Source organism: Micromonospora sp. DT63, from assembly GCF_049841615.1.
In the GTDB taxonomy this organism is placed as follows: Bacteria; Actinomycetota; Actinomycetes; order Mycobacteriales; family Micromonosporaceae; genus Micromonospora.
Map to the genome: position 1 here is coordinate 592,472 of NZ_JBNCKQ010000004.1, position 11,700 is coordinate 604,171.

Genomic DNA, 11,700 nt, shown 5'->3' on the forward strand with positions numbered 1-11,700 from the left:
CCCCATCGCGCCGACCCAGCGGGGCACCGTGCCGCCCGCCGAGGCTGGCGAGCCGTTCCGGCCGACCCTCACCACCGCCGCGATCAACCACGCGCGGGCCGAGCGGCAGCGTACGGTCATTCCGCCCCGCCCGAAGACCAACGGCGAGCGGCAGAGCCACGTGCAGCGGCCGGTCGAGGAGCCGCCCACCGGCGGGTTCAGCGCCACCGACCTCAGCATCCCGGTGCCCGCTCCCCGGCCGGGTCAGGAGCCGACGGCGCCTCCGGGTTCCCGAGCGAACTGGCCCCTGGTCAACAACCCGGAGGACCCGGCCGACAGTTCGCCGAACAACCCGGTCGCCTACCCGTACGGCAGCAACCGCGTCGACGCCCCGACCGACCCGGGCCGGGCCGACGGTCGCGTCACGCCGCCCTGGCTGGCCGACGACCTGCCCCAGGAGCCGCCCATGCTGCGGCTGGTCGAGCCGCCGCCGCTGGCGGACCGGGCACTGCGGGAAGGGCTCAACCCGCCCGCCGGTGACCCCCGCCTGGAGACGCCGCCGCTGCGGCTCGTCGACCGGGAGCAGGCCGCCCGCAACAACCGTCAGGCGCCCCGCGTCGAGCGGGCCGCCGAGCACCGGCCGCCGCCCCCGGTCGAACACCGGCCTCCCCCGGTCGAGCACCGGCCGCCGCCGGTGGCCGACGAGGGCGACGGGGATCTGCTGATCTTCGCCCAGGCCAAGTCGGCGTGGTTCGTCGGGCACACCGAAGAAGAGTCCGACCTGGACTGGTCGACCACTGCCGACACCGGGTGGCAGGCCGCCGAGCAGGCAGCCCGTCCCGCGGTGGGCGCCGAGACCAACGCCGGGCTGCCGAAGCGCGTCCCGCAGGCAAATCTGGTCCCGGGTTCCCCGCTGCGCGAGGAGCGTCCACTGCGGATAGTGCGGGACGCGGCGAGCCTCGCGGAGAACACCACCGGCTACTTCCGCGGCTGGCGTCGCGGGCAGGAGATCGGCGGGTTCGCGGTGGGCGGCCGGCCAGGCCGCGAGGCGGCCGGTGGCTGGGACTTCAGCCGCGACCACGGGGACCGCGACGACGACCGGGAGTACGAGTACCGCTCCGCCGGCTACCAGTCCTGAGCGTCTCTCTCACGTACGCGTTCCTTCCGCCCCCAGTCCGACACCGGCTGGGGGCGGAAGTGCGTTCAGGGGCCAACCAGAGCGGCCCGGGGCTACACGGGCGGGGCGGCCCGAGGGATGGCCCACCAACGCAAGAGATCTTGGAAGGAAGCCGCCCCCAGACCGGGGCGACACCTTCCAAGATCTCTTTTGGGCGAGCCGTTCGCGCCCCGGGCAGCATTCAGCGCCCGGTGGCGGCCAGGGCCACCACCGGGCGCGAGAGCGTCCCGATCAGGCCGGGGCGACGGCGCGCGTACGGCGCATGGTGAGCACGTACTCGACAAGCGAGATCAGCACGTGCTTCGTCGACTCCCGGTTACGGGCGTCGCAGGCCACCACCGGCACGTCGCTCGAGATCGCCAAGGCGTCCCGGACGTCCTGCGGGTCGTGGTACTGCATCCCGTCGAAGCAGTTGATGGCCACCAGGTACGGCAGCCGCCGGTGCTCGAAGAAGTCGATCGCCGCGAAGCAGTCGGCCAGCCGGCGGGTGTCCACCAGCACGACCGCACCGATCGCGCCCCGCACCAGTTCGTCCCACATGAACCAGAATCGGGTCTGACCCGGCGTACCGAACAGGTACAGGATCAGGTCACGGTCGATCGAGATCCGGCCGAAGTCCATGGCCACCGTGGTCGTCGTCTTGCCCGGCACCTGCCGGGTATCGTCGACGCCCACGCCAGCGGAGGTCATGATGGCCTCGGTGGTCAGCGGCGTGATCTCCGAGACCGAGCCGACCAGCGTCGTCTTACCGACGCCGAATCCACCGGCGATAACGATCTTCGCCGACGTCACGCGCCCACTCGGGTTCGGTGGGCGGTGCGACATGTCAGAGCCTGCGAAGTCCACTCAGCACCCTCTCCAGCAGTTCAGTGCCCACCGCGTCGTCGGAGTCGTCCAGGATGGTCGGCTCGTGGACCGCGACCAGGCCGTCCGTCGCCATGTCGGCGATGAGCACCCGGGCCACACCGAGCGGGAGCTGCATCCGCGCCGCGATCTCGGCGAGCGATTGCACGCGTCCGTCACACAGCGCGGCGATGTACTGGTGTTCGCGGCCACCACCGTTGCCATTGGCAGTGGTGCGGCCGCGCACCGTCGTCTCGACGAGCGCCTCCAGCGCGATGTCGAGCCGGGGACGGGTTCGACCACGGGTCACGGCGTATGGACGGACCAACGCTCCGGTCGGTTCGTCACGATCGGCCATGTCGCCGCTCACCTCCTTCGCACCCCGTACCGGCTCCCACCGGTGGAACTCGTCGTTCTTGTCGTTTCAGTTGCGCCGACCGCACGATCGGCGAGGCGTCAGCCCAGCATGCCCGCGGCCGCGCGCGGCTGCGGGGTCAGGGCGTCGCCCACCCGGTCGACCAGTAGTGCCATCTCGTAGCCGACCTGCCCGACGTCGGAGCTGCGGGCCGCCAGCACGGCGAAGGACGAACCATCCGAGATGGACATCAGGAACAGGAAGCCATTGTCCATCTCCACGACGGTCTGGAGCACCGCGCCTCCCTCGAAGCAGCGGGCCGCCCCCTGGGTCAGGCTGACCAGACCGGACGCGATCGCGGCGAGCTGGTCTGCCCGGTCCCGCGGCAGGTCCCGTGACGACGCGAGGAGCAGGCCGTCCGCCGAGACGGCGACCGCATGTGCGACACCGGGCACCCGGTCGGCGAAGTTGGCCAGCAGCCAACCAAGATCCTGCGTAGTTGTCATCCTTCTTGCTCCTTCTGCCCGCTCCCGGCCGCTGGGCCTGAGCCAGACTGCGAGGATTGCTGCCCTCCCGGAGTCGCCTCCGGGCTGGTCGGGTTGTCCGAGGTGCTACGCCCTCGCTGCACGCCCCGGTGGTAGGCGGAGAGCAGGCCACGGACCGCCTCCGGGGAACGTCGCTGGACCGAGGTGGCGGGCTTCTCCACCGCGCCCGGCACCAGCTGCGCCATCGGCTTGCGCTTCGGCAGACCGGTCGTGGTGGTCTCGTTCACCGGCACCGCGGTGGCCGCTGCCGAGGCGGCACGCCAGCCGTCGTCGGCGGCGGTCTGCCAGCCGTTGGTCTGCGATTGGGGCCGGCGGTTCGGCAGGCTCTCGGCGAGGCCGGGGCGAGCGCCCCCGTTCGCTGTCGACCCGTTGTCCCGCGGCGCTCCTCCGGCCGTCGGAGTGTCTGCCATCGGCGTGTTACCTGTCGTCCCGGGTGATGTCTTGTGGACTGCCCCACCGTTGGCCTCGACCGCCGCGAACTGCTGGGTCGCGTCACCGCCACCGCCGTTCGCCGCCGGCTTGTCGCCGGCCGCGGCCTCCTCCGCACCCGGACGGCGGGTACGGAACCAGGCGGACTCGAGCTCCCGGAAGATCGGCAGCTCCATGGTCTCGTCCGCGTACCGCTGGCGGTTCTGGGCCTGCGGCTGCTGCGGTGCCGGGCGGGTCTGCGCCGGCGGCGGCGACGCCTGGGCCTGCGGGGCCTGAGCCTGCGGGCCTCGGGCCTGCGGGGCCTGGGGCTGCGGGGCTCGGGTCGGCTGAGCCTGAGGCGCCGGAGCCGACTGCTGGGCCGCGGTGCTCGGCTGGTCGCCGGGGCGCGGCACCCGGGGCAGCTCCGTCGTCATGTCCAGGGCGGCGGCGAGCCGCTCGGGCACCGGCGGGGTCTGCGTGTCCCGCTCGCCACCGGGCACCGGCGGCCAGGCCGGCGGCGCCGGAGCGCTGGACGCCGGGGCGGGCGGGGCGGACCGGGGCGTGAAGCCGCTGAACGACTGGCCGGAGGCCGGCGGCGCCGAGTACGGCTGGCCGGACGCCGGGGAGGCCGAGACCGGCGACGCGGACACCGGCGGACCGGCGTACGGCTGGCCGGAGGCCGGAGCGGCGGACACCGGCGGGCTGCCGTACGGCGCACCCGAGTAGGGCTGACCGGAGTACGGCTGACCGGACGCCGGCGAGGCGGAGACCGGCGCACCGGGGTACGGCTGCGCGGAGACCGGCGGCGCGGAGTACGGGTGCGCCTCCGGGCTGCTGGGCAACTGCCGGGGGATGGTCGGCTGCTGGCCGGTGGTGGTCGGCTCGTCGCCGGCCCGCCGCTGCGGCAGCGGGTCGATGGTCTGGCCGTTGGCCGTCCGGGGCGTGAACCCGTCGCCGCCGTTGACCCCGTTGCTCGCGCTCGCGCCGGTCAGGTCCGACCAGGCGGGCATCGAGCGGTACGCACCGGTGTTGGCGGGCGTGCCGGCGCCGTTGCGCGATGCCGGGTCGAACGGCCGACCGCCCAGGGTGACCTGGTTGCCGGACTCGCCGGGGCGCGGGCCGTTGCCCAGCGCGGGCAGCGCGCCGAGGACCGGCGCGGGCCCGTTGTGCTGAGGGCCGGCCGCGGGCAGGGCCGGCGGCTGCTGCACCCGGCCGGAGAGCGCGCGGGGCACCAGCACCGAGGTGGGCAGGGTCACGTCGGCGACCGTGCCGCGGTCGGCGCCCGGGCGCAGCTCGACGCGAACGCCGTGCCGCGACGCCAGGCGGGCGACCACGACCAGGCCCATCATCCGGGAGACGGCCACGTCCACCTGCGGCGGCGTCGCGAGCTTGTCGTTGAGCTCGTGCAGCTGCTCGCGGCTGATGCCGATGCCGCGGTCCTCCACGTACAGCGAGGCGCGGTCACCGACCCGACGGGCCTCGACCATGACCTGCGAGTCCGGAGGGGAGAACGCGGTGGCGTTGTCGAACAGCTCGGCGACGAGGTGCACCAGGTCGTTGACCGCGTGCGCGGCGACCTCGATGTCGCGGTCGATGACCCCGAACTCGATCCGGGTGTAGTGCTCGACCTCGGACTGCGCGGCGCGCAGCACGTCGATGAGCGCGGCCGGCTCGCGCTGCACGCGCGTGGAGTCGGCGCCCGCGAGGACGAGCAGGTTCTCGTCGTTGCGGCGCATCCGGGTGGCCAGGTGGTCGAGCTGGAACAGCTCGGCCAGCCGGTCCGGGTCCTCCTCGCCGCGCTCCAGCCGGTCGAGGTGCCCGATGAGGCGGTCGACCAGGATCTGCGAACGGCGGGCCAGGTTGACGAACATCGTCGCGACGGAGGCGCGCAGTGCCGCCTGCTCGGCGGCCGTCCGGACGGCTTCCAGGTGGACGGCGTTGAACGCCTCGGTCACCTGGCCGAACTCGTCCTTGCTGCGGACGGGCAGCGGCTCGGCGATCTGGTTGGCCAGCTGCACCGGGGAGAGCTGCCCGACGACCTGCGGGTCGCGGAGTCGGGCCACCGCCTGCGGCAGCCCGTACTGGGCGACGGAGAGGGCGCCCTGGCGCAGCTCACGCAGCGAGCGGGCCATCGACCGGGCGACCAGGTACGCGAAGAGGATGGCCAGCAGCAGCATGCTGAGCAGCAGGCCGGTCTCCAGGAACACCTGGCGCTGGACGTCCGACCGGAGGTTGTCGGCCTCGGCGACCACGTCACCGTCGAGCTTCGTCTCGACGGCGCGGATCAGCTTGGCGTTGGCCGTCATGGCCGATTCCCACTGGTCGGTGCCGAACGGGGCGTTGCTCATGTCGCCTGTGGTGTTGCCGTCGATCCAGCCGGTGTAGTTCTGCGCCTCGCGCCGGTCGCCGCCGGCGACGGTCTGGTCGTGGAACTTCGCCTCGTCGGGGCTGGCTACCGCCTTGAAGCTCTGCAGCGCCTGCTGCTGGCCGGTGCCGCTGGCGATGTAGTCGGTGCGCAGCGCCGGGGTCAGTCGGCGCCCACCCTGCACGCCGAGCGCGCGGTGCACGACGACCCGTCGGAGCGAGAGGAACTCCTTCTCCCGGGCGACCGCTGCCGCGGCCCGCATCCGGTCGCTGAGCTCGTTGTTGCCGGCGAGCTGGGTGGCCGAGTCCCGGATGGCGAGCAGGTCGTTGATCAGACCCTCGTACGCCTGGACGGCCTCGGCGAGCTTCAGCTTGCCGTTGAACACCTGACTGCGGACGCCCGGCAGCTCCTGCAGGTTCTGGTCGATGCTGCCGAGCAGGCCCTCAAGGCTGCTCGGCAGGTCCTCCACGTCGCCCCGCTGCTGCCGGTAGGGGCTCGTCGCCTGGTCGACCCGGGTGTTCGCCCGGTTGTAGGCCTCCTGGTACTGCGCCTTCGGCTGCGTCCCGGTGGCCTGCAACAGCAGCACGGCGGAGGTCCGCTCGTCCTGGAGTTTGTCGACCAGGTCACCCGAATAGCTCGACAGGTTGGCCAGGTCGCCGGCTCGGTTGGCATTGTTGAGCGTCTCCAGGTGGTCGACGAGACCACTGGTACCCACCACGACCGTGGCGATGGTCGGCACGATCATGATGAGACCGAGCTTGGACCAGATCGGCATGTCCCGGAGCCGGCTGGCCGGCCGGCGCAGCCGCGACAGGAAGGAGCCCGCCGTCTTTGGCCGTTTGCTCACGTCACCGCCCTCGCGATTACAGCTTGAACGCGTTGCCCCGGGCAACGCCCAGCGACCGACCCGGCGGGTCGGACCCCCGAGATTCCATCACGCCGGTCGGCAAGAAGAAAGCCCAGGTTGTCCCCGGCCGAAGGTGTGATGAGATGTTGATGCGATTTGATAGCAGTCCGTCTGGCCGGAGTAACTGAAGGTAATGGAACATCCCCACCACGTTGTCCTGCTCGCCGGCCCCTCAGGCTCCGGAAAGTCGTACATAGCGCAGCAAACCGGCCTGCCGGTGCTGTGTTTGGACGACTTCTACAAAGACGGCGATGACCCTACGTTGCCGCGACGAAACGGCCAGGTCGATTGGGAATCGCCGCAGTCCTGGGACGCGTTGACCGCCGTCGAAACGATTGCTCGACTTGCCCGCGAGGGCCGTGCCGATGTGCCGGTTTATGCGATCGGCGCGGATCGACGGGTGGCCACCCGGCCATTTGATGTCGACGGATCGCCACTTTTCGTCGCCGAAGGGATTTTCGCCGCCGAGATCGTCGAGGAGTGCCGCCGCCGTGGGCTGCTCGCCGGGGCGTACGCGCTGCGCCGTCCGCGCGGGGCGACCTTCCTGCGCCGGCTGGCCCGCGACCTGTCCGAGCAGCGCAAGGCGCCCCGGGTGCTGGTCCGGCGCGGCGTGGCCCTGCTGCGGGCGGAGCCCGCCGTGCTGCGCCGGCAGATGGGGCTGGGCGCCGAGGCGGCCCGGGCCCGGGAGGTGCTGCGCCGGGTGGCCGGCCTGCTCGCCGGCCACCCGCACGGCTGACGAGGATCAGGGCAGCAGCTTGGCGTACGCCGGCTTGATCACCTCGTCGATGATCCGCAGTCGCTCGTCGAACGGGATGAAGGCGCTCTTCATCGCGTTGATGGTGAACCACTGCAGCTCGCGCCAGCCGTAGCCGAACGTCTCCACCAGCAGCGACATCTCCCGCGACATGGAGGTGCCGCTCATCAGCCGGTTGTCGGTGTTGACGGTGGCCCGGAACCGCAGGTCGCGCAGGAGCCCGATCGGGTGGTCGGCGATCGAGGCCACCGCGCCGGTCTGCACGTTCGACGAGGGGCAGAGCTCCAGCGGGATCCGCTTGTCCCGCACGTACGCGGCCAGCCGACCCAGAGCGCCGTCGGCGGCGATGTCGTCCACGATCCGTACGCCGTGACCGAGCCGGTCCGCGCCGCACCACTGGATCGCCTGCCAGATCGACGGCAGACCGAACGCCTCACCGGCGTGGATGGTGAAGTGGAAGTTCTCTCGTTGCAGGTATTCGAAGGCGTCCAGGTGTCGGGTGGGCGGGAAGCCCGCCTCGGCGCCGGCGATGTCGAAGCCGACCACCCCGGCGTCGCGGTGCCGCACCGCCAGCTCGGCGATCTCCTGGGAGCGCGCCGCGTGCCGCATGGCGGTGAGCAGGGTGCCCACCCGGATGGTCAGGCCCGCCTCGACGGCCTGCGCGGTGCCCTCGGCGAACCCGGCCAGCACGGCCTCGACCACCTCGTCCAGGCTCAGGTCCTGTTCCAGGTGCTGCTCGGGGGCGAAGCGCACCTCGGCGTAGACGACCCCGTCGGCGGCCAGGTCCAGCGCGCACTCCCGCGCCACCCGGCGCAGCGCCGGCCCGGTCTGCATGACCGCCACGGTGTGCGCGAACGTCTCCAGGTAACGCTCCAGCGACCCGGAGTCGGCGGCGTCGACGAACCAGCGTCCGAGCGCCTCCGGGTCGGTGGTGGGCAGCTCGTGTCCCACCTCCGCGGCCAGCTCGACGATCGTCGCCGGCCGCAGCCCGCCGTCGAGGTGGTCGTGCAGCAGCGCCTTCGGGACCTTGACGATGTCCTCGTACCGGATAGTTGCGACCATGCTCAGACCCTAGTCAGCGGGCGTGGGCGGCCGGAGCGGGGCGGCTCGTTAGGCTGCCCGGTATGCGCGCACCACACGATTTGGCGGCCTGACGTGGATCCGCGCATCCTCGACCGGCTGAGCTGCCCGGTCTGCGGCCAATCCCTGGTCGAGACGACCGTCGGCACCGCTCGGGCGCTGCGCTGTGGACGCCGGCACACCTTCGACATCGCGCGGCAGGGCTACGTGAACCTGCTCACCGGCCGGGCGCCGCACGTCGGCGACAGCGCCGAGATGATTGCCGCGCGAGCGGAGTTCCAGGCCGCCGGTCACTACGACGTGATCTCGGCCGCGCTCGCCGCCGCGGCGACGGAGGCGGTCGCGCGACTCGGCGCGACGCCCCCCGCACCCCCTCCGTCCGCCCTTTGCTCTGCTTCCACCGACGCAACACTTACCGCAGCGCACTGTCGCACGGAGGGAAGCAGAGCAAAGGACGCAACCGCAGGGGTACGGACCGGACAGCCGGCGACTGGCTCTGAGGCGTACCCCCTGGTGGTGGATGTCGGCGCGGGCACCGGCCGATACCTCGGCGCGGTGCTGGCGGCGCTGCCGGACGCCGTGGGTCTGGCCCTGGACGTCTCCAAGCCGGCGCTGCGCCGCGCCGCCCGGGCACACCCCCGCGCCGCCGCGGCGCTCGCCGACACCTGGCAGCGGCTGCCCCTCGCGGACGGCTCGACGGCCGTGCTGCTGAACGTGTTCGCCCCGCGCAACGGCGCGGAGTTCCACCGGGTGCTCGACCCGGCCGGCACGCTGCTCGTGGTGACGCCCGCCGCCGACCATCTCACCGAACTGGTGGACGCCCTCGACCTGCTGCGGGTGGACCCGGACAAGGCCGACCGGGTCGCCGCCAGCCTGGGCGGGCACTTCACGCCGGTCAGCTCGACCGTGCACCGCGCGGAGCTGGCGCTGACCCGGCCGGAGGTCGCCACGCTGGTCGGGATGGGCCCGAGCGCCTGGCACACCAACCCGACCTCGCTCGCCGAGCGGCTGGCCGCGCTGCCGGAGCCGGTCCGGGTGCGCGTGGCGGTCCGGCTGGACGCCTACCGACGCCGCTGAGGGCTCAGGTGGAGAGGTCTACCTCTTCCCAGCCCGGCGGCTCGTCGTGGTACGGCCCGCGCAGGATCACCGCCCACTCCAGCGCCCAGCGTCGCTGCCCGATCGCGTTGGCGTCGACCAGCCCCGGCGCCCGCCGGCCGTCGCGCTCGGTCTCCAGGTAGGCCCAGTCCAGGCAGTAGTGCAGGTCGAGCAGGGCCGCCGCGTCGGCCGGGTGCTGCGGCGCGGCGAGGATCCGGGACTGCCAGCGGCCGAAGGTCTCCCCCTCGGCGATGTGCGGCAGCCGCTCGACCAACCGCTCGTCCACCGCCAGGGTGGGGTCGAGCTGCTTGCTCAACCCCAGCACCCAGGCCAGCGCGAAGAGCGCGTCGTGGTGCAGCACGAACGACCGGTGGTCGCCCTTGCCGCCCATCACGAACTGCCACTCCGGCGGGGTGACCATCTCGACCAGGTGCGAGCCGAGCAGCCAGCTCATCGCCGCCTGCGGGGGCATCCCGAAGCAGCGCGCCAGGATGAGGTGCAGCACGGCGATCCGCGCCTCTATCTCCGCCCTGGGTCGCAGCTCGATCGCATCACCCGGCTCCCACACGAGCGGGAACTGGGCCGGCGGCAGCGGCAGGCCGAGCCGGGACAGCTCGTCCAGACTCGCCTCGCGCACCTCGCGCGGGTCGGGGGCAGGTACGGTCACGGGGCAACTTCCTGTCTGCACGCCACGCCTTTGGCCTGCGACAATAGCGCTCCCAGGTGACGGGCACCACGCCGCCCCGGTCAGCCGATCCGTTCGATGACCAGGGGCGTCGCTCGTGGCGCGCTAGGTGCAATGTGCACCGCGCGACTTGCCTCCGCCAGGGCCGCCGGAATCCGCGACGGATCCTCGGCCCGCAGCTCGTAGAGAGCGTCCCCGGCCCGCACCACATCGCCCGGCCGCTTGTGCAACACCACACCGGCCGGCACGCTCACCGGGTCCTCCTTGCGGGCCCGGCCCGCGCCGAGCCGCCAGGCCGCAACCCCCATGGCGTACGCGTCGACGGCCGCGACGTGCCCGTCCTGCTCGGCACGGACCACCTCGACCTCCGGCGCGGTCGGCATCGGCGCGTCCGGGTCGCCGCCCTGCGCGCGGATCATCGCCCGCCAGGAGTCCATCGCCCGCCCGTCGCGCAGCGCCGCCGCGGGGTCGGCGTCCGGCAGGCCGGCGGCGTCGAGCATCTCCCGGGCCAGGGCCAGCGTCAGCTCCACCACGTCGGCCGGCCCGCCCCCGGCCAGCACCTCCACCGACTCGGTCACCTCCACCGCATTGCCGATGGCCAGGCCGAGCGGGGTGGACATGTCGGTGAGCAGGGCGACCGTCCGCACGCCGTGCGCACCACCCAGCTCGACCATCGTGCGGGCCAGCTCACGGGCCTGGTCGACGGACTTCATGAAGGCGCCCGAGCCGACCTTGACGTCCAGGACCAGCGCACCGGTGCCCTCGGCGATCTTCTTGCTCATGATCGAGCTGGCGATCAGCGGGATCGCCTCCACGGTGCCGGTGACGTCGCGCAGCGCGTACAGCTTGCGGTCGGCGGGCGCGAGCCCGGCGCCGGCCGCGCAGATCACCGCGCCGACCTCTCCGAGCTGGGCGATGAACTCGTCGTTGCTCAGCGAGGCCCGCCAGCCCGGGATGGACTCCAGCTTGTCCAGCGTGCCGCCGGTGTGCCCGAGGCCGCGCCCGCTGAGCTGCGGAACGGCGGCGCCGCACGCGGCCACCAGCGGGGTGAGCGGCAGGGTGATCTTGTCACCGACACCGCCGGTGGAGTGCTTGTCGACGGTCGGGCGACGGACCGCCGAGAGGTCGAGCCGCTCACCGCTGGCGATCATCGCGGCGGTCCACCTGGCGATCTCCGGCCCGGTCATGCCGTTGAGCAGGATCGCCATGGCCAGCGCCGACATCTGCTCGTCGGCGACAGCTCCCCGGGTGTACGCGTCCAGCACCCAGTCGATCTGCGCGTCCGACAGCACACCCCCGTCCCGCTTGACCCGAATGACGTCAACAGCAGCAAAACCACTACTCATCAGAATGATCTTTCCTCGTCTGTTGCAGATCCCGCCCACGACGGCCCGTGACCACGTCGGGGCGGGGGGGGGGCCCCGGCGGGCCCCCCCCCAAAACAACCCGCCCCCCCCCCCCCCCGCCCGCCGCCGCCCCCCCCCCCACCCACCCCACCCCCCCCCCC

At 72.7% G+C, this 11,700-nt stretch carries 9 protein-coding genes and 1 pseudogene; 3 read left to right on the forward strand and 7 right to left on the reverse strand.

What is annotated here, in order from left to right; translation table 11 throughout:
* Window positions 1–394 precede the first annotated feature (394 nt).
* Window positions 395–1,117 (forward strand): annotated as a pseudogene (locus ACLQ27_RS18535) (transposase); the annotation flags it as partial.
* A gap of 270 nt (window positions 1,118–1,387) precedes the next feature.
* Here the strand turns inward: ACLQ27_RS18535 and ACLQ27_RS18540 are convergent.
* From ACLQ27_RS18540 to ACLQ27_RS18555, 4 genes are all read right to left on the reverse strand, one after another.
* The gene (locus tag ACLQ27_RS18540; protein ID WP_007455465.1) at window positions 1,388–1,981 is read right to left on the reverse strand and encodes a GTP-binding protein; all 594 of its coding nucleotides are present in this window, start codon (window positions 1,979–1,981) and stop codon (window positions 1,388–1,390) included.
* A 1-nt stretch (window position 1,982) separates the two neighbouring features.
* Window positions 1,983–2,357 carry a DUF742 domain-containing protein gene (locus ACLQ27_RS18545; protein WP_234591600.1) on the reverse strand — a complete coding sequence of 125 codons (375 nt, stop codon included), beginning with the start codon at window positions 2,355–2,357 and terminating at the stop codon, window positions 1,983–1,985.
* Between the two features lie 98 nt (window positions 2,358–2,455).
* Window positions 2,456–2,860 (reverse strand): roadblock/LC7 domain-containing protein, encoded by a 405-nt coding sequence (locus tag ACLQ27_RS18550; protein WP_007455462.1) that lies wholly within the window; start codon window positions 2,858–2,860, stop codon window positions 2,456–2,458.
* Complete coding sequence (locus ACLQ27_RS18555) at window positions 2,857–6,519, reverse strand: nitrate- and nitrite sensing domain-containing protein (RefSeq protein ID WP_425867799.1); 3,663 nt, start codon at window positions 6,517–6,519, stop codon at window positions 2,857–2,859. Before ACLQ27_RS18555 ends, ACLQ27_RS18550 begins: the two co-directional genes overlap by 4 nt.
* Window positions 6,520–6,979: 460 nt before the next feature.
* Here ACLQ27_RS18555 and ACLQ27_RS18560 point away from each other — a divergent pair, with 460 nt between their 5' ends.
* Window positions 6,980–7,315, forward strand: a complete 336-nt coding sequence (locus tag ACLQ27_RS18560) for a hypothetical protein (protein WP_357493532.1) — start codon at window positions 6,980–6,982, stop codon at window positions 7,313–7,315.
* 6 nt (window positions 7,316–7,321) lie between these two features.
* On the opposite strand, the gene ACLQ27_RS18565 is transcribed toward ACLQ27_RS18560, so the two are convergent.
* On the reverse strand, window positions 7,322–8,395 hold the full coding sequence (locus ACLQ27_RS18565) for an adenosine deaminase (protein WP_234585768.1): 1,074 nt from the start codon (window positions 8,393–8,395) through the stop codon (window positions 7,322–7,324).
* Window positions 8,396–8,488: 93 nt separating this feature from the next.
* On the opposite strand from ACLQ27_RS18565, the gene ACLQ27_RS18570 reads away from it, so the two are divergent.
* Window positions 8,489–9,490 carry a putative RNA methyltransferase gene (locus tag ACLQ27_RS18570; protein ID WP_425867802.1) on the forward strand — a complete coding sequence of 334 codons (1,002 nt, stop codon included), beginning with the start codon at window positions 8,489–8,491 and terminating at the stop codon, window positions 9,488–9,490.
* Window positions 9,491–9,494: 4 nt separating this feature from the next.
* Here ACLQ27_RS18570 and ACLQ27_RS18575 read toward each other — a convergent pair whose 3' ends face one another.
* A complete protein-coding gene (locus ACLQ27_RS18575) occupies window positions 9,495–10,175 on the reverse strand; it encodes a DUF4272 domain-containing protein (protein WP_234585754.1) in 681 nt (226 codons plus the stop codon).
* A gap of 80 nt (window positions 10,176–10,255) precedes the next feature.
* Complete coding sequence (locus ACLQ27_RS18580; RefSeq protein ID WP_425867803.1) at window positions 10,256–11,539, reverse strand: thymidine phosphorylase; 1,284 nt, start codon at window positions 11,537–11,539, stop codon at window positions 10,256–10,258.
* Between the last annotated feature and the right edge of the window lie 161 nt (window positions 11,540–11,700).